Source organism: Polynucleobacter sp. (assembly GCF_030693775.1).
Lineage (GTDB): Bacteria > Pseudomonadota > Gammaproteobacteria > Burkholderiales > Burkholderiaceae > Polynucleobacter.
In genome coordinates, this window is the sequence record NZ_JAUXZY010000004.1 from 898,054 (window position 1) to 916,094 (window position 18,041).

An 18,041-nucleotide genomic window follows, 5' to 3' on the forward strand; every position below is an offset into this window, starting at 1 on the left:
TCGTATTTAATAGCCTGGATCGTTATGCCTTTAGACCTTGAAGAACAAGAACAACTCGATAGCTTAAAAGCCTTTTGGGAGAAATACCGCTCCGTCATTATGGGCCTCGTTACGGCTGTTTTATTTGTATTTGCCGCCTACAACGGTTGGCAATGGTGGAAGAATAGTCAAGCAACTGAAGCCGGTAAGCTCTATGAAACCATGATGGGCTCGATTGAAAAGGGCAATAAAGAACAAAGCATGCAGGCAGCAGACGACTTACAAAAGCAATTTGCCGGCACCAGCTATGCCCCCATGGCGAGTTTGATTGCAGCAAAACTGGCTGCCGATGCCGGTGATGCTGCTAAATCCCAAGCCTACCTGCGCTGGGTTTCTGAAAAAGCAGCAAACGATGGCTATAAAGCCTTAGGAAAGTTGCGCTTAGCAACGACCTTGATGGATGAGGGTAGCGCGAAGTCCCTCGCGGAAGCCGATGCCATTTTGAAGGGCAAACCCACTCCTGGGTTTGAGCCTTTGTGGCTTGAGCGCCGTGGTGATTGGTATTTGGTACAGGATAAAAATGCCGATGCAAGGGCTAGTTATTTGCAGGCATGGAAGTTATTGGAAAAATCCAAAGAGTTTCCACAAGAGGCGCGCAGTCTTTTAAAAGTAAAACTCGATGCCGTTGGAGGCATTGAATGAAACGGCTTCTAGGTGCTGCCGTTGTTGCCGTATTGGCGGTAAGCCTGGTGGCTTGCTCCGGTAAGGCACGGGTGCGCCAGCCTGCTGAGTTAGTCAAAGTCAGCAACCAGTTTGATTTAGCGCCAGTATGGTCGCTCAGCATTGGCTCATCAGAACCCTTTAACTTTCACCCGGCAGTAGCGGGTGATGCAGTCTATGCCGCATCGCGTCGGGGCAGTCTGCGCAAAATTGATTTACAAAGTGGCAAGACAGTATGGGATGTGACTGTTCCCGAAAAACTCAGCATTGGTCCCGGCTCGGATGGCAAAGTCACTGCAGTAGTGACTACAGAAGGCGATGTATTTGCCTACGACGACAGCGGCAAAAACATTTGGAAGTTTCACATTGGCGGGGAAGTATTGACTGCCCCGGTTGTAGCCGGAGGCGTGGTGGTGATTCGGGGCTTAGATAATCGCTTTGTGGGTTTGGATGCAGCAACCGGTAAACGCCGCTGGATATACCAGCGCCAACAATCGGCACTGTCCTTGCGCGTCGGTTACGGCATGTTATCGATTGGTGATGAAGTGATCGTGACTGGCTTTGCAGGTGGGCGCTTTGGCATGATTGGCATTGCCAATGGTGGACTCGTTTGGGAAACCCCGATTTCCTTTCCGAAAGGCTTCTCCGAAATCGAGCGCCTGAATGATGTCAGTGCCAAGCCGAGCATGGAAGGTGAGCGGATTTGTGCTGTGTCCTATCAGGGGCGCATCGGTTGTGCGCAAGCGCGTACTGGTACCTTGACATGGTTTAAAGATTTTTCTAGCTTTACTGGTACCACGCAAAGCACTGAGTTTGTTTTTGCTGCCAATGAAAAATCCCACGTCACTGCATTTCGAAGCAGTGACGGCGTGCAGGTATGGGAGAACACCCAACTGACCTGGCGCGATGTCGGCGAGCCATTAGCAATTGGACGCGTTGTTCTCATGGGCGACAAGCAAGGCTACATTCATGCGATGTCGCAGTCGGGCGGAGAGATGCTCGCGCGTGTTCGCCATGACACCACGCCAGTAACGGCAGCACCGATTGCAGTAGGCGGCTTGATTCTGGTTCAGTCTCAAGGCGGTAAGCTAACAGCGTATAGCCCCAAATGAAACCAGTCATCACCATTGTTGGCCGACCAAACGTCGGCAAATCCACTTTGTTCAATCGCTTAACGCGTTCACGCGATGCCTTGGTTGCGGACTTTTCTGGCTTAACCCGGGATCGCCATTACGGCAATAGCCGCATTACCTCACGTGAGTTTATTTGCGTGGATACCGGCGGCTTTGAGCCGGTGGCAAAAACCGGCATCGTGGCTGAGATGGCCAAGCAAACCAAGCAAGCTGTTGCCGAATCGGACTTGATTATTTTCTTGGTGGATGGCCGCCTGGGTATGGCACCACAAGATCGCGTGATTGCCGACTTTTTACGCAAGACCGGTCGCCCCGTTGTGTTGGCCGTCAATAAAACTGAAGGCATGTCGCAGGGCGTAGTGACGGCCGATTTCCATGAGCTCGGATTGGGTGAGCCATTTGCCATTTCGTCCGCGCATGGTGATGGCGTTAAAACACTGATTGAAGATGCGCTGGATGAGCTCGGTATACCTGAGCCCGATGACAATGCGGATGCTGATCCCTTAACGCCGCGCGCCATGAAAATCGCCGTCGTTGGTCGTCCCAATGTAGGCAAGTCAACGCTGATCAATAAACTCATCGGTGAAGAACGCGTCATTGCATTTGATATGCCGGGCACCACTCGGGATGCGATTGAGGTTCCGTTTGAGCGGAACGGCAAGCCCTATATCTTGATTGATACTGCTGGTTTGCGTCGCCGTGGCAAAGTGTTTGAAGCAATTGAAAAGTTCTCGGTAGTGAAAACCTTGCAGGCCATTGCGGATGCCAATGTCGTGATCTTGATGCTCGATGCCCAGCAAGATATTTCAGAGCAAGACGCACACATTGCTGGATTTATTTTGGAAGCAGGCCGCGCACTGGTTCTTGCCATTAATAAGTGGGATGGCGTGGATCACTACGTTAAAGAGCGCTGCCGAGTTGAGATTGGACAAAAGCTACGCTTCTTGGATTTTGCGAACGTGCATCCCATCTCAGCAATCAAGGGCACTGGTCTTAAGGAGCTCTTCAAAGACGTCGACTTAGCTTACGCCGCAGCCATGGCTAAATTGCCAACCCCCAGACTGACGCGTATCTTGGCCGAGGCAGTAGAGCATCAACAGCCCAAGCGCGTAGGTATGGGTCGTCCGAAATTACGTTATGCCCACCAGGGCGGCATGAACCCGCCAATTGTGGTGATTCATGGCAGTGCGCTGAGCGGTGTGACGGATAGCTATAAGCGCTACCTCGAAGGGCGCTTTCGGGAGGCGTTTAAGCTGCGGGGAACCCCACTGCGGATCGAAATGCGCACCAATAAAAACCCTTACGTGGACGCAGATAAGGGCAAAAAACGCTAATTTAGCGCCTTCTAATCCAACGCTATTTCAGGTTTGGCAAAAGTTTGGCAGGCGGTATATATTAATAACAATAGGGCGAAGTTCGATTGTTGCGCCTGCCCCTGCAGCACCAGAATAAAAGCAAGACTCCCACACATCCAATAATGAACAAGGAGCAGTATGAATAGCAATAAGACCCAATTACTTCAGGATCCCTTCCTGAATACCTTGCGCAAAGAGCACGTTCCGGTATCGATTTACTTGGTCAACGGCATTAAGTTGCAAGGCAATATTGAATCCTTCGATCAGTACGTCGTTTTGTTGCGCAACACCGTCACGCAGATGGTCTACAAACACGCTATTTCCACCATCGTGCCGGCCCGTGCAGTCACGTTCCGTGCGGATGAGGACGAGCCTTCTGCATAAAACCGGCATTGATCCCGTTCGCGCGGTCCTAGTAGGAGTCGATTCGGGGCGAGAGGATTTCCCCGACAGCATGGCTGAACTTAGTCTGCTGGCGGATAGCGCAGGCTCCATTCCCGTCGCGAGCGTGGTGGCGCGCAAAGGTCGCACCGATCCTGCCTTGTTTGTCGGCTCAGGTAAGGCCAATGAAATCAAACGGGCCTTAGAAGACAACGACGCTGAACTCGTTATCTTCAATCACCCCTTATCCCCAAGCCAGCAGCGCAATTTAGAGCGCCACCTCGGCCACCATGTGATGGACCGTACCGGCTTGATATTAGATATTTTTTCGCAGCGCGCTCAAAGCCACATTGGTAAAACCCAGGTTGAGTTGGCGCAAGTGCGCTATCGCATGTCGCGCTTAGTGCGCGCCTGGAGCCATTTGGAACGTCAAAAGGGCGGTATTGGTTTGCGTGGCGGCCCTGGCGAAACCCAGATGGAGCTGGATCGACGCATGCTGGCGACCAAAGCCAAGCGCCTTGAGCTTGAACTCGAGAAATTGCAACGCCAACAGCGCACCCAGCGTCGGTCTCGCAGCCGTAAGGACGTCTTCTCGGTTTCCTTGGTGGGCTACACCAATGCGGGCAAATCGACCTTGTTTAACGCCTTAACCAAGGCCGATACCTATGCAGCTGATCAGCTTTTTGCTACCTTGGATACCACCTCCCGGCGGGTGTTTTTGCCTGAAGTGGGCTCGATTGTGGTCTCCGATACAGTTGGATTTATCCGGGATTTGCCCCATCAGCTGGTGGAAGCCTTTCGGGCGACCTTGGATGAGACCATCCATGCCGACCTAATACTCCATGTGATTGACGCCTGTAGCCCTGTAGCCAAGGAGCAGCAAGCCCAGGTTGAGGCGGTTCTGGCTGAAATTGGGGCCGATTCCATCCCCCGGCTTGAGGTGATGAACAAGATCGACCTGATGCCCCAGACCTTTACCAAAGGGCCCATGGTTGTGAGGGATATTGAGGGTCAGCCAAGCCGCATTTATCTGTCGGCGCAAACGGGGCTGGGCCTTGATTTACTGAGGGAAACTCTCGCTCAAAGCGCTGTAATGACTGATAGAATTAGGGATCAACACAACCGACCCAAGTCGCAATTGACTACGGAGGAGTTGTTGGCCCCTATGACAGAACGACCTGATTCCGCTGAATTTAACCCAATTCCACTAAAACACTATTTACCCCATGATGCGTAGACTGCTTTCGATTTTTTCGGTAAATGACCCTGGCTGGGGTAATTCGCCACGTCCAAATGACAATAAAGGCGATGCCGCTGGGTCTAAGGATGGTAATGCTGGCAATGAGGGTGCGCCCCCAGCAGAAGAGCAGGGTGCCTCGGCCAACCCGCCTTCGAGTAAACCTGACACCGATCGCAAACCGGTAGGCAATGGCCCGCCCGACCTCGATGAACTCTGGCGCGACTTTAATGATCGCCTGAGCAACCTCTTTGGCGGCAAAAAAGGTCCTAGTCGACCCAGTGGTGGCTGGGATGGCAAACCCAATCCCAACCCCAACAATGGCCGAGGCGGTCCTCCCGGCGGTTCCCGTCCACCGATTTTCTCGGGCGGCATGCCGTTTTCCTCTAAGAATGGCATTTTGGCTGCCGTTGGTGGCGTCTTCTTCATTTGGATTGCCAGTGGCTTTTTTATGATCCAAGAGGGTCAGGCTGGAGTGGTTCTAACCTTTGGTAAATACGATTACACCGCAGGACCTGGTATTAACTGGCGCATGCCGTATCCGTTTCAAACTACTGAAGTCGTGAATATTTCAGCGGTACGCTCGGTCGAAATTGGTCGCTCAGTCGTAATTAAGGCAACCAACCAAAAAGACTCTTCGATGTTGACTGAAGACGAGAACATTATTGATGTACGTTTTGCTGTGCAGTACCGACTCAAAGACCCAACCGAATACCTCTTCAATAACCGTGATCCGGATTTTGCCGTAGTGCAAGCAGCCGAAACGGCCGTACGTGAAATCGTTGCGCGTAGCACCATGGATAACGTGCTCTACGAAGGGCGTGAAAAGATTGCGATTGACTTAACCGCATCGATTCAGCGCATCTTAGATAGCTACAAGGCAGGTATCTTTATCACCAGCGTCACGGTGCAAAATGTGCAACCCCCTGAGCAAGTGCAGGCGGCCTTTGATGACGCTGTAAAAGCGGGCCAAGACCAAGAGCGCTTGAAGAGTGAAGGTCAGGCCTATGCCAATGACATTGTCCCGCGTGCCAAAGGTACTGCAGCGCGATTAATCGAAGAGGCCGAAGGCTACAAGGCCCGTGTCATTGCAACTGCAGAAGGTGATGCGATGCGCTTTAAGCAAATCTTGGTGGAGTATGCGAAAGCACCGCAAGTCACCCGCGATCGGATGTATGTAGACACCATGCGTGAGGTGTATACCAACGTCTCGAAGATTTTGGTTGATACTGCAAAAGGCAACAATATGCTTTATTTACCGCTCGATAAGATCGTGTCGCAAGTGACTGCAGAAAGCAATCAAGCAGCAAGCCAAGCCACTGGCTCTGTTACGGTTGCCCCCGCCGCTGATGTACCCACTACCAGAGCGCCCGAGCGCGTTCCAGATCGCCGTGATGGCGGTTTACGTAGCCGAGATCGGGACGCACGATAATGAATATGAATCCGAACCGCATTATTACAACCGTTGTTGGTCTGGTGCTGATTGGCATCGTCCTTTCCTCCAGCATTTTCGTAGTGGATCAGCGTAAGTACGCTGTGGTTTTTGCTTTCGGTCAGTTTGTCCGAACAGCGGATGAGCCCGGCCTGCACTTTAAGCTGCCAGCACCATTTCAAAACATACGTTTCTTTGATCGTCGCATCATGACGATTGATAACCCAGAAGCAGAACGCTATATCACTGCTGAAAAGAAAAACTTGCTGGTTGACTCGTATGTGAAGTGGCGCATTATTGATCCGCGTAAATTCTTCATCAGCTTTAAGGGTGATGAGCGGATGGCTTCTGATCGCTTGACGCAGCTGGTGCGTTCCGCGCTGAATGAAGAGTTCACCAAACGCACGATCCGGGAAATTATTTCTGAGCAGCGCGATGAAGTGATGCAAAACATTCGCAAAAAAGTAGAGGTAGATGCTGCTGATATTGGCGTTGAGATTGTCGATGTCCGTTTAAAGCGGGTTGATCTCTTGGCCGAGATTAGTGACTCGGTCTATCGCCGCATGGAAGCAGAGCGTAAGCGCGTAGCCAATGAATTGCGCTCAACCGGTGCTGCTGAGTCCGACAAGATTCGTGCGGATGCAGAGCGTCAGCGGGACGTGATTTTGGCGGAAGCCTACCGTGACGCGCAGCGCATCAAAGGTGCCGGCGACGCACGCGCAACGGCCTTGTATTCCGAGGCTTTTGGTCGCGACCCGCAGTTTGCGCAGTTTTACCGCAGCCTAGAAGCCTATCGGAGCTCATTCAAAGATAAGCGCGATATTATGGTGATTGAACCCAATAATGAGTTCTTTAAGCACCTTAATAAGAAATAAGAAGCGCGTATCGTGAATCGTTGGTTACTGCCTGAAGACATCGCCGATGTCTTGCCTGCTAAGGCGCGTAAAGTGGAGCAGCTGCGCCGCAGCTTGCTGGACCTTTATCGCTCCTACGGCTACGAGCTGGTTGCCCCGCCGTTACTCGAGTTTTTAGATTCCCTTCTCACGGGCACCGGCTCAGACCTCAATTTACAAACCTTTAAATTGGTTGACCAGCTTTCGGGCAGAACGCTAGGGCTGCGCGCCGATATGACGCCGCAGGTCGCTCGTATTGATGCGCACCTACTCAACCGTACTGGCGTAACGCGGCTTTGTTACGCAGGATCGATTGCCCACACCCGTACACCCATTGGCTGCTCTTCGCGCGAAGAGTTGCAGCTGGGTGCAGAGATTTATGGCCACGCTGGCTGGGAAGCTGACTTAGAGGCGCTGACGCTGCTATTGCAAACATTGCAAACCGCTGGCCTCTCGCAGGTTTATCTTGATCTATCGCATGCCGGCATATTGACTGGCATCGTAGCGGATCAGGCCGTCGCAAAAGAAGAGATGGAGACCCTCTACGGACTTTTGCAAAGCAAGGACCGTAGCGGCCTAGCAAACTGGTCTCGCAATTTGCCGCAGTCCGTTGGTCAAGCCTTAATGGCATTAACTGAACTGAGTGGCCCGGCTGCTGAAGTCCTTGTGCGAGCGCGGACGGCTTTGCCAAACCATGCTCTGGTCAGCGATGCCTTAGCGCTGCTGGAGCGACTAAGCAATGCCATTGGTTTGATGCCATCGGCGCCCGAAGTCAGCATTGATTTAGCTGATTTGCGTGGCTATCAATATCACAGTGGCATGATGTTTACCGCGTATGTGGATGCATTACCCCAGCCGATTGCGCGGGGCGGTCGTTACGATCATGTGGGACAGGCTTTTGGCCGTGCCCGACCAGCCACGGGTTTTTCGATTGATTTGCTCACCTTAGCCGGCTTGTCCACTGACCTGGAGGAGGGTTCGGCGATTGTGGCCCCTTGGATCAGCGATGCGGGGTTGAATGCGGCTATACAGGCCCTGCGTAGTGCGGGTGAGATTGTGGTTCAGCTAGCGCCTGGCGATGCTGGACTCAGTGCAGAATATCGACTGGATCGTGTTTTAGTTGAGCAGGGCGGCACTTGGAAAGTGCAGCCAAAGAGCGCTGGCAAGAGTAGCTAGTACCCTGCAATGTCTTTTTGATTGATTTGTTTATTACTGGATTAAATATGCCTCAACAACAACAAACTCGTGGCCGCAATGTGGTCGTTATTGGCACGCAGTGGGGCGATGAAGGTAAAGGCAAAGTCGTCGACTGGTTAACCGACCATGCGCAAGCGGTTGTGCGCTTTCAGGGTGGACACAATGCGGGACACACCCTCATTATTGGTGATAAGAAAACCATTCTGCGTTTAATTCCGTCCGGCATCATGCACAAGCAAGTGATTTGCTATATCGGCAATGGTGTTGTGCTCTCACCTGAAGCGCTCTTTAAAGAAATTGGTGAGCTCGAGGCGGCTGGTTTAGATGTCTGTTCCCGTTTACGTATCTCGGAAGCGGCTACTTTAATTTTGCCGTACCACGTGGCGATTGATCATGCCCGTGAGAAAAAACGCGGCGAAGCCAAGATTGGTACCACTGGCCGCGGTATTGGACCTGCCTATGAAGACAAGGTAGCGCGCCGTGCATTGCGAGTGCAGGATCTGTTTTACCCCGAGAAGTTTGCTGAGCAGTTGCGCGAGAACTTGGAATATCACAATTTCATGTTGACGCAGTATTACGGCGCGAGCCCAGTGGATTACAAAGCGACCCTCGATGAAGCCATGTCCTATGCAGCGCGCATCAAGCCCATGGTAGTGGATGTTTCGAGTGCACTCTATGCAGCAGGGCAAGCAGGTCAATCGCTCTTGTTTGAGGGCGCTCAAGGCACCTTGCTCGACATTGATCACGGCACTTACCCCTATGTCACCTCCAGCAATTGCGTAGCAGGCAATGCCGCAGCCGGATCCGGCGTTGGCCCCGAGTCCTTGCAGTACATCTTGGGCATTACCAAAGCATATTGCACGCGCGTAGGTGCAGGTCCTTTCCCAAGCGAACTCTATGACCACGACAACCCGGCCAAGCAAGATCCAGTCGGCATTCGGTTGGCAGAAGTCGGTAAAGAATTTGGTTCGGTGACGGGCCGTCCGCGTCGTACTGGTTGGCTCGATGCCGCCGCTTTAAAGCGCTCGATTCAGATTAATGGCCTCAGTGGTCTCTGCATTACTAAGCTGGACGTACTCGATGGATTTGAAACCATTCGCTTGTGCGTGGGTTATCACTTGGATGGTCAGCGCTTGGATGTTCTTCCCCGCGGCGCAGAAGCGGTTGCGCGTTGCGAGCCGATTTATGAGGATTTCCCGGGCTGGAAAGGCACGACCTACGGTATTCGGGAGTGGGATAAGTTGCCACCAGAGGCGCAAACATTTTTGCGCCGGATCGAAGCCGTTGCGGGCAAACCGATTGCAATGGTTTCTACAGGGCCGGAGCGCGATGAAACCATACTCCTGCAGCACCCATTTGAGGCTTAAGGCAAACGCAGTTCAGCTCTGCACAATGCTAGGGGGCAATGCGCTAAAAATGCACAACCCCATTTGGAATGATGGTGCCCAGAAGAGGACTCGAACCTCCACAACCTTTCGATCGCCAGCACCTGAAGCTGGTGCGTCTACCAATTTCGCCATCTGGGCATTGGGCTCTATTATAGGGCTAGCGGCCATTTTGGCTTATATCCACCGGAATTCTCACCAAATGAATGAAAGCCATGCGTAAATCTGTGCCCCTAGTACCGCGTGAATCCGATCGCCTCGGCACGATTCAGGGGCATCGCGATGGTTTCGGCTTTGTGGTTCCAGACGATGCGGGCGAGGACATCTTTCTCTCCGAGCGGGAAATGTCCCGGGTAATGCATGGCGACCGAGTCAAGGTTCGGGTCATGGGAACCGATCGGCGTGGACGTCCTGAAGGCCAAATTGTCGAGGTGATCACCCATGTGAATCGCCTTGTGATTGGTCGTTTGTTAAATGAGAACGGCGTTCTCATTGTGGCGCCTGAAGATAAGCGCATCGGCCATGACATATTGATACCACCCAAAGGGCAGCTCAATGCCAAACTAGGTCAAGTGGTGAGCGTAGAAATCATCGACTACCCTGACAGTTACCGCCAAGCAGTAGGCCGAGTAGTTGAAGTGCTGGGTGAGATCGATGATCCTGGCATGGAAATTGAGATTGCCGTTCGCAAGTACGGCGTGCCCCATGAATTTTCCGCGGCCACCATGAAAGAGGCTGCTGCACTGCCAGACGGGGTGACTCAGGCTGACTTAGAAGGGCGAGTAGATTTACGGGATGTGCCCCTTGTCACCATTGACGGCGCCGATGCCCGCGACTTTGACGATGCCGTCTATTGCGAGCCCACTATGTTTGGCAAGGTCAAGGCCTGGCGCTTGATTGTGGCGATTGCGGATGTGTCGCATTACGTTAAGCCCGGTAACGCCTTGGACGAAGAAGGATTGCTGCGGGCAACTTCAGTGTACTTTCCGCGTCGCGTGATTCCGATGCTGCCAGAAAAGATTTCTAATGGCCTGTGTTCTTTAAATCCGGGTGTAGATCGCCTCTGCATGGTGTGCGACTCAGTCATTGATGTCCATGGTGAAATCCTAGCCTATCAGTTTTATCCGGCGGTCATGCACTCGGCGCAGCGCTTTACTTACGACGCAGTATGGGAAGTCATCAGCAACTCCAACGGCCCCGATGCGGCGCGTTTTGCGCAGTTCCGCCCATTGCTGAGTAATTTGTATGGCTTATTCAAAATCTTATTGTCTGCGCGCGAGAAGCGGGGTGCCTTGGATTTTGAAACTACCGAGACCCAAATTATTTCAAATGAGCTTGGCAAGATTTTGCGCATTGAGCCACGCACGCGTAACGACGCACATCGCTTAATTGAAGAGTGCATGTTGACCGCCAACGTATGTGCTGCTGATTTTTTACAAAAAAATAAGCACTTGGGTTTGTACCGGGTTCATGCCGAGCCATCGGAAGAGAAAATCATGACGCTGCGGCAGGTCCTGCGCACCGCATCACTGAGTCTTGGCGGTAATGAAAAGCCACAGCCCAAAGACTTTGCCAAGCTGATTAAAGAAATTAAGCCCCGTCCCGATGCAACGATGTTGCAAACCGTGGTGCTCCGATCAATGCAGCAAGCGGTCTATCAGCCTGAAAATGTCGGGCATTTTGGTTTGTCGTATCCTGCCTATGCCCACTTCACCAGCCCGATTCGGCGTTACCCTGACTTATTGGTGCACCGGGCGATTAAAGCTATCCTGCAAAAGAAGCCGTATTACCCCAGCTTGCCTGAGCGTGTTCCACTGAACCTTACCTTGCCACGCAAGGGGCAAGCACGCACCAATGCGTCGGAAGCGAAAAAGTCCCAGAGCGCGAGTAAAGCAGCTGGACCACAAAAGGGCAAAGGGGCAGCAGCGAGCGGCGCACTCGCGGTATGGGGTCAGCTGGGTGTGCATTGCTCATCGAATGAAAGGCGTGCTGACGAGGCATCGCGTGATGTCGAGGCCTGGCTCAAGTGCTATTACATGCGGGATCACCTCGGCCAAGAATATGCCGGCACGATTACCGGAGTGGCGAGTTTTGGACTCTTTATTCAACTGGAAAATCTCTTTGTTGAGGGTATGGTCCACGTTACTGAACTCGGCGGCGACTACTACCAATACGACGAAGCCCGTCAGGAATTACGCGGTGAGCGCACCGGCATGCGCCACCGTCTGGGCGACCGCCTGCACGTCCTCGTTAGCCGAGTCGATTTAGATGCGCGCAAGATTGAGTTCTCTTTAGTTAAGTCTGTAATTAGTGAGCGCGATGGTGTGCGTAGCCGCACCCTCGTGCTCGCGAGTGATACCGGTAAGCCCAATAAAAAAGCAGCATCCAAAAAGTCGCGGCCCTCGAGTAAAGCGCCCAAGAAAAGCGCAGGCATTAATGTCAATGCAGCCAAAACAGCCGGCAAGCAAGGCGCCAAGCAATCCAAGTCAGCCAAAGCATCGCGTGGCAAGTCGGCAGCCATTCGTGCCCCAGGAAAGCCTGCCGGTAGCAAACCCCCCGTTCGAAAAGGGAAGCGTTAATGAAGCAAATTATGCTCGGCTTTCATGCGATTCAGGCGCGCTTGCGCCTTGATCCCGATAGCCTCAAGGCGGTCTATTTTGATCCAGCGCGGCGCGATCGCCGCATGGGTGATTTTTTAAAACAAGCCGAATCAATTTTGGGCGACCGACTCCACTCTGCGGATTCAGAGCGCTTGCATAAATTAGCCGGCCACGATCGCCATCAGGGCGTTGTTGCCTTGGCGGAAAAAATGACGGTGGCCCGGACCTTAGCTGAGCTGGTTGATGGCATTGAAGGCAAGCCTCTTCTACTGGTACTCGATGGAGTGACCGACCCGCATAATCTGGGTGCTTGCTTGCGTGTGGCGGATGGTGCTGGAGTGCATGGAGTGGTGGTTCCAAAGGATCGCTCCGCGCACATTAATGCGACGGTAAGTAAAGTCTCCAGCGGCGCTTCTGAAGTGATGCCTTTAATCACCGTAACGAATCTCGCGCGTAGCATGCGTGAGATGCAAGAGCTCGGCATCTGGTTGATTGGCACCGACGATCAGGCAGAGAAGTCAATTTATGACTTGGATTTAACCGGACCGATTGCTTTAGTCATGGGCGCAGAAGGCGAGGGGATGCGGCGCTTAACGCGTGAGCATTGCGATCAGCTCGTGCGCATCCCAATGCATGGCGTGGTTGAAAGCCTCAATGTCTCGGTAGCTAGCGGCGTTTGCTTGTATGAGGCATTGCGTCAACGCAGCCTGAAGTAGGCTACTGAATACTTTAAGCAACGCTTGTAAAATTTTTCTTTAAGTTTCGCATCGCAGGCTAACCTGGCCTGCGCAAAGGCGTCCCACTAAACAATATCACCAGAATTGCGGAGCTTGCATTTCTGGCTCATCCAAATAATGCGTCGCGCAAAACAACTTTGCCCTTTGGTAAGCGTTTGGCAGCATCCTTGCGTAATGCTAAAACCTCTTTTGCTGTTAAGGGGCCATCATCAGCAGCATAAGTAGACAAAACATCTGTGGCGGACCTCGACAAGGCGATATGGATAACCTGCATTTCATTTATCCCTAATTCTTTTGCTATTGCACTAACTGTTGCTCGTGTCATACCAAATGGTGTGTCCCTAGATTGGAATTTCACTAATAAGCTATCGTTTACAGCCTTCATCATTACAAATCTATCGTTTCATTTTTAAATCAGTTAGCGCGCGTTTGAGTACGCCTTTTGGAAAGTACCGCATATCGCACGTATTCATTGGCAAGTGAGGTAAGTACTCTTGCAATATGGCAACCACCATTAGTGCTTGATTGAGATCTCGCTGTTTTTTTACTGGCTCGCGGTCTACTTGATGGGACAGCCAGGCTTTATGGATAGCAAATGCCCTGGGGTCCGGTACCGGCATCATGACAGGTGCCCCATTGCTGGCAATGACAACCTGTTCTACTCGCGGCGAGTTTGCTAGCCATTCTAAATTTGGTATTTCTACGAGCTCTAGATCATTCTTGGCCATGGGGCTTGGCTTTGCAAATAGCATTCCTTTGTCTTGCCCAATTAAATCAACCATGAAACCATCTTTATTGATTGCTCTAAATTGCTCTGTTGAGGATAGTTCAAAGGTCTTGTCTGCTTTTTTAAGCAATCCCAGGAGTCCTTCGCCATCCAGTTTTTTTGTAATCAGGGAAACTGGTTGGCGCACATCGTATAGAAGATCAACGTCACCCGATGCTAGTAGTTCCATTTTTAGCTCGACTGCAGCCATCGATTCGTAAGCGAAGATCGCATGCGTTCCGACCACCCTCAACTCGGAGAGGGCTTGCACTTGATCTAGTTTTTTTAAGATGTCCCCAATAATTTTGGGCATTCTGCCAAGACGTACCGCTCTATTGAGCCTGGATTGAGTCTCTAGCGCGGTATTTAAACCCTGGTATTTTTCTTCGGTAAGTTCTTTCCTGGCCTTAAATTGGTCATAAATGAGTTCAGTTTTTGGACTTCTTGCGCCAAGCGACTTGCTATTACCGCTTGCGGTCGTCATCCTCAACAGGTAATCAGTGCCGTTGACATTTTTCCAGCGCATGCCATATTTGTGCTCATTGTGGCGCCAAGCAACCTCCCGCCAAGCCCGATAGAGTTGGTCTGATTCCACTAAAAAGAGCCGCTGTTGATCTGAGAGGGGTATCATGTTTTTACCTGTAAAAACCGTTATTTACAATTTACAGGTAAAAGTACATCAGGTCAAGCTAGTTTGAGCTTTTCAATAAGGCTTCTAATTTGACAATATCGCCACAGAAAGCCCGTATGCCTTCGGCTAGTTTTTCCGTTGCCATGGCATCGTCATTGAGCTGCAAGCGAAAGGCTGACTGAGTAACATTCAGTTCTTTCATCTCTTTGCCTTGCGTCGCCTTGGGATCGAGCTTTCGTGTAACCACCTCAGAACTGCTTTGCAGTTCGGCGAGCAACTCCGGGCTAATGGTCAATAAATCACAGCCCGCCAATTGCATAATCTGATTGGTATTGCGAAAGCTAGCCCCCATGATCTCAGTAGCGACCCCAAAATGCTTGTAGTAGCCGTAAATTCCTTTGACGGATTGCACGCCTGGATCATGTTCACCTCCATGCTGGGCGTCATTCCAATTGCTACCCAGCTTGGCTTTATTCCAATCGGTGATCCGGCCCACAAAGGGTGAGATGAGTTTTGCTTTGGCCTTGCCGCACGCCGCCGCCTGCACTAAAGAAAACAGCAGGGTCATATTGCAATGAATGCCTTCGGCTTCCAGCACTTTTGCAGCCTCGATTCCTTCCCAGGTGCTGGCTAACTTGATTAAGACGCGATTCCGATCAACGCCTTGGGCCGCGTACAGGGCAATTAACTCCCTGGCTTTGGCGATGGTGGCTGCGGTATCAAAAGACAAGCGTGCATCGACCTCGGTAGAGACTCTGCCAGGGACGATCTTGAGGATTTCTAAGCCAAAGGCAATCAAGATGCGGTCCATCAATGCCGATACACTGGCCTGTGGGTTTGCGGCCCGTACTGATTGCACGAGCTGCTGGTAGCTGGGCTGCTGAACGGCTTTTAAAATCAAGGATGGATTGGTAGTGGCATCCTGCGGCGCAAACTGCTTCATCCGCTCAAAATCACCGGTATCGGCTACTACGGTCGTAAAGGCTTTTAGCTGGTCTAAAGCCGTATTTGCGGTTGTCATGGGTATGCCTGTTTCCAATCCAAAATGGGACACCGTTATAGTGTCGTACAGTGAGTAGCATAAATGACTTCTGAGATAGGCCTCCTATGGATCAAGATCAACTAAAGCGCCTGGTGGCGGAAGCAGCACGCGATGCGGTATTGGCACTGGCCCCCGGTCAGGTTCTCGGTATTGGCACCGGCTCTACTGCCAACTGGTTTATTGATGTACTGGCCCCGCATAAAGCACACTTTTCAGGGGTGGTGTCGAGCTCTGTTGCCAGTACGCAGCGATTACTAAAACACGGTTTTTACGTGATTGATGCCAATCAGGTGGAAACCTTGCCTGCCTATGTCGACGGCGCCGATGAGATTGATCCCAGCGGCCACATGATCAAAGGCGGCGGCGGGGCGCTCACCCGCGAGAAGATTGTGGCATCTCTGGCAAAACAGTTCATTTGCATTTGCGATGATTCAAAGCAAGTAGCAACTTTAGGCCGCTTTCCGTTGCCGCTGGAGGTGATTCCATTATCAGAAGCATCTGTGTCTAGAGCGATGCAGGCATTGGGCGGCAGTCCACGCTTGCGACTGATGGCGGGCACTTCGGATCCTTTTGTGACTGACAATGGCGGCTGGATTATCGATGTGGCCGGCCTCAGCATTAACGACCCAGTTGAATTGGAATCCGAGATCAACCAAATTCCAGGTGTAATAACCGTCGGCTTATTTGCGCGTCAAAAGGCAGATGTGCTGTTTGTTGGCGGCGCGAATGGTGTTAAGCGCATCGATTTTTCGTGAGCATTTAGATAATCAACAAGTCAGTCAATAAAAAAAGGACCGCTGAGCGGTCCTTTTGCAATCGAAGCGGTCTTACTTAGGTAGCTTAGGCAGCTTAGGCGCTGGGTGGTACGTAGCCCGTAGCAGCATCGGCCCCGCCTTCGTAGAAGTATTTTTCCACTTGCTTTAACAGGTACTGGCGCGCACGAGGATCGGCCATATTGAGGCGGTTCTCATTGATCAACATGGTTTGGTGTTTTAACCAGCCAGCCCATGCCTCTTTAGAGACTTCCTGCCAGAGTTTTTTGCCCAGATCGCCTGGAAGGGGTGCAAAGTCCATTCCCTCGGCTTCTTTATTGAGCTTAATACATTGAACCATCCGTGCCATTGCGTAAACCTTTCTAAATGCAATCAGTGAATACTAAAAAGTTGAACTTGCATTATGTCAAGTTTTTGGTCAAGACCATCGACTTGCGATCCCAGTTATAAATTTGTTTGCGCTCTTCGGGCAAATCATCCACGCTGGAGCGCATGAAGCCGCGCTTTAAAAACCAATGTTCGGTACGGGTTGTCAGAACAAACAGTTTTTTAATGCCTTCTTTTTTTGCCCTGGCTTCAATGCGCTTGAGCAAACGCTCGCCATCGCCCGAGCCTTGTACGTCTGGATCAACTACTAAGCAGGCGAGCTCACCAATCCCGTTAGGGAAGGGGAACAGAGCGGCGCAACCGAATAGCACCCGGTCATGCTCGATGACGGAGAAGCGATCGATGTCACGCTCAATCACGTCTTGACCACGGGCAGCGAGTATTCCTTCTTCTTCGAGGGGCATGGTTAATTGCAAAATGCCGCCGACATCGTCCTGGTTTGCTTCGCGCAAATTCTCAATGCCGGAAGAGGCAAGCATCATGCCAACGCCATCGTGGGTAAAGAGTTCTTCGAGCAATGCGCCATCGCGGTTGCAGGGCAAGAAGTGCACGCGGCTGACGCCAGCCTTAATTGCTTTTCCGGACAAGGTCAGCAAAGCTTTCATGCCCGAAGGGATTTCGGGATGGCTGCTGATGTATTCCTGCATCTGCGCCAAGGACAGCTCGGTAATTAAGTCGCCGGCTTCATCATGAAGGCCTGAGTAGGGTGTTAAGAACACAATCTTATCTGCTTTGAGGGCAGCAGCCGTGGAAACGGCAACGTCCTCAAAAGACAGATTGAATGCCTGCCCCGTTGGTGAAAAGCCCAATGGGGAGAGCAAGACAATCTTATTGCTATCGAGCGAGAGTTTGATGGAGACTGAGTCAACCTTGCGGACGAGACCGGTGTGAACAAAATCCACCCCATCGACTACGCCAAAGGGCATGGCCGTAATGAAGTTTCCCGAGATCACTGAAATACGCGAGCCCGCCATTGGGGTATTCGGGAGGCCGCGACTAAAGGCAGCCTCAATATCCAGGCGCAGTTCACCAGCCGCCTCTTTGACGCACTCGAGTGCGGCTGCATCCGTAATGCGGTAGCCGTTCATGTGGCCCTGCCCAAACTGACTCTTGATCTGGCGTAGGGTCAGCTGCTCTTCAATCTGGGGACGAATGCCATGAACCAAGACGATCCGCATGCCCATGGCATGCAACATAGCAATGTCTTCAATGATCCGCTCTAAGCCAATTTCCTGAACCAGTTCGCCCGCAAAGGCGATCACAAAGGTCTTTTCTCGAAAGCTATGAATGTAGGGGGCGACGTCTCTGAGCCAGCCCACAAAAGGGAAGTTGCCTGGAGTTTCGCTCTCGGGGGGCGATTTTGCGGGGGAGTTCGGTGTGCTAGCTGCCATAG

At 51.9% G+C, this 18,041-nt stretch carries 17 protein-coding genes and 1 tRNA gene; 12 read left to right on the plus strand and 6 right to left on the minus strand.

Going from position 1 to position 18,041, the window contains the following annotated elements; all coding sequences use genetic code 11:
* Positions 1–24: 24 nt before the first annotated feature.
* The 9 genes from Q8M75_RS07380 (at position 25) to Q8M75_RS07420 (ending at position 9,694) form a co-directional block, all read left to right on the plus strand.
* Complete coding sequence (locus Q8M75_RS07380; protein WP_305487917.1) at positions 25–681, plus strand: tetratricopeptide repeat protein; 657 nt, start codon at positions 25–27, stop codon at positions 679–681.
* On the plus strand, positions 678–1,811 hold the full coding sequence (gene bamB / locus Q8M75_RS07385) for an outer membrane protein assembly factor BamB (protein ID WP_305487919.1): 1,134 nt from the start codon (positions 678–680) through the stop codon (positions 1,809–1,811). Before Q8M75_RS07380 ends, bamB begins: the two co-directional genes overlap by 4 nt.
* The gene (gene der / locus Q8M75_RS07390; protein WP_305487920.1) at positions 1,808–3,166 is read left to right on the plus strand and encodes a ribosome biogenesis GTPase Der; all 1,359 of its coding nucleotides are present in this window, start codon (positions 1,808–1,810) and stop codon (positions 3,164–3,166) included. The genes bamB and der overlap by 4 nt, the downstream gene beginning before the upstream one ends.
* A gap of 159 nt (positions 3,167–3,325) precedes the next feature.
* Positions 3,326–3,571: an RNA chaperone Hfq gene (gene hfq, locus Q8M75_RS07395; RefSeq protein ID WP_108469158.1), complete on the plus strand. Its 246-nt coding sequence runs from the start codon at positions 3,326–3,328 to the stop codon at positions 3,569–3,571.
* Positions 3,549–4,805 carry a GTPase HflX gene (gene hflX / locus Q8M75_RS07400; RefSeq protein WP_305487923.1) on the plus strand — a complete coding sequence of 419 codons (1,257 nt, stop codon included), beginning with the start codon at positions 3,549–3,551 and terminating at the stop codon, positions 4,803–4,805. The genes hfq and hflX overlap by 23 nt, the downstream gene beginning before the upstream one ends.
* Entirely contained in the window at positions 4,795–6,237 is a 1,443-nt protein-coding gene (gene hflK / locus Q8M75_RS07405; protein ID WP_305487924.1) for an FtsH protease activity modulator HflK, read from the plus strand. Before hflX ends, hflK begins: the two co-directional genes overlap by 11 nt.
* A gap of 5 nt (positions 6,238–6,242) precedes the next feature.
* On the plus strand, positions 6,243–7,112 hold the full coding sequence (hflC, locus tag Q8M75_RS07410) for a protease modulator HflC (protein WP_305488227.1): 870 nt from the start codon (positions 6,243–6,245) through the stop codon (positions 7,110–7,112).
* 12 nt (positions 7,113–7,124) lie between these two features.
* Complete coding sequence (locus Q8M75_RS07415) at positions 7,125–8,306, plus strand: ATP phosphoribosyltransferase regulatory subunit (RefSeq protein WP_305487926.1); 1,182 nt, start codon at positions 7,125–7,127, stop codon at positions 8,304–8,306.
* A 47-nt stretch (positions 8,307–8,353) separates the two neighbouring features.
* Positions 8,354–9,694, plus strand: coding sequence for an adenylosuccinate synthase (locus Q8M75_RS07420; RefSeq protein ID WP_305487928.1), 1,341 nt, complete (start codon positions 8,354–8,356; stop codon positions 9,692–9,694).
* 72 nt (positions 9,695–9,766) lie between these two features.
* Here Q8M75_RS07420 and Q8M75_RS07425 read toward each other — a convergent pair.
* A tRNA-Leu gene (locus Q8M75_RS07425) sits at positions 9,767–9,853 on the minus strand.
* A 74-nt stretch (positions 9,854–9,927) separates the two neighbouring features.
* Here Q8M75_RS07425 and rnr point away from each other — a divergent pair.
* Together rnr and rlmB are read left to right on the plus strand one after the other, a co-directional pair.
* Positions 9,928–12,291 carry a ribonuclease R gene (gene rnr, locus Q8M75_RS07430; RefSeq protein ID WP_305487930.1) on the plus strand — a complete coding sequence of 788 codons (2,364 nt, stop codon included), beginning with the start codon at positions 9,928–9,930 and terminating at the stop codon, positions 12,289–12,291.
* On the plus strand, positions 12,291–13,028 hold the full coding sequence (gene rlmB, locus Q8M75_RS07435; protein ID WP_305487933.1) for a 23S rRNA (guanosine(2251)-2'-O)-methyltransferase RlmB: 738 nt from the start codon (positions 12,291–12,293) through the stop codon (positions 13,026–13,028). The genes rnr and rlmB overlap by 1 nt, the downstream gene beginning before the upstream one ends.
* A gap of 127 nt (positions 13,029–13,155) precedes the next feature.
* Here rlmB and Q8M75_RS07440 read toward each other — a convergent pair whose 3' ends face one another.
* Genes Q8M75_RS07440 through tal form a run of 3 tightly spaced genes read right to left on the minus strand, consistent with a single transcriptional unit; the run spans position 13,156 to position 15,467 of the window.
* Entirely contained in the window at positions 13,156–13,437 is a 282-nt protein-coding gene (locus Q8M75_RS07440; protein WP_305487936.1) for a hypothetical protein, read from the minus strand.
* 7 nt (positions 13,438–13,444) lie between these two features.
* On the minus strand, positions 13,445–14,446 hold the full coding sequence (locus Q8M75_RS07445) for a nucleotidyltransferase domain-containing protein (RefSeq protein ID WP_305487937.1): 1,002 nt from the start codon (positions 14,444–14,446) through the stop codon (positions 13,445–13,447).
* Positions 14,447–14,504: 58 nt separating this feature from the next.
* Entirely contained in the window at positions 14,505–15,467 is a 963-nt protein-coding gene (gene tal, locus Q8M75_RS07450; RefSeq protein WP_305487940.1) for a transaldolase, read from the minus strand.
* An 86-nt stretch (positions 15,468–15,553) separates the two neighbouring features.
* Between tal and rpiA the strand changes: the two genes are divergently transcribed.
* Complete coding sequence (rpiA, locus tag Q8M75_RS07455) at positions 15,554–16,243, plus strand: ribose-5-phosphate isomerase RpiA (protein WP_305487943.1); 690 nt, start codon at positions 15,554–15,556, stop codon at positions 16,241–16,243.
* A 94-nt stretch (positions 16,244–16,337) separates the two neighbouring features.
* Here rpiA and Q8M75_RS07460 read toward each other — a convergent pair whose 3' ends face one another.
* Together Q8M75_RS07460 and argA are read right to left on the minus strand one after the other, a co-directional pair.
* Complete coding sequence (locus Q8M75_RS07460) at positions 16,338–16,610, minus strand: oxidative damage protection protein (protein ID WP_108469150.1); 273 nt, start codon at positions 16,608–16,610, stop codon at positions 16,338–16,340.
* 52 nt (positions 16,611–16,662) lie between these two features.
* A complete protein-coding gene (gene argA, locus Q8M75_RS07465) occupies positions 16,663–18,039 on the minus strand; it encodes an amino-acid N-acetyltransferase (protein ID WP_305487949.1) in 1,377 nt (458 codons plus the stop codon).
* Positions 18,040–18,041: the final 2 nt, after the last annotated feature.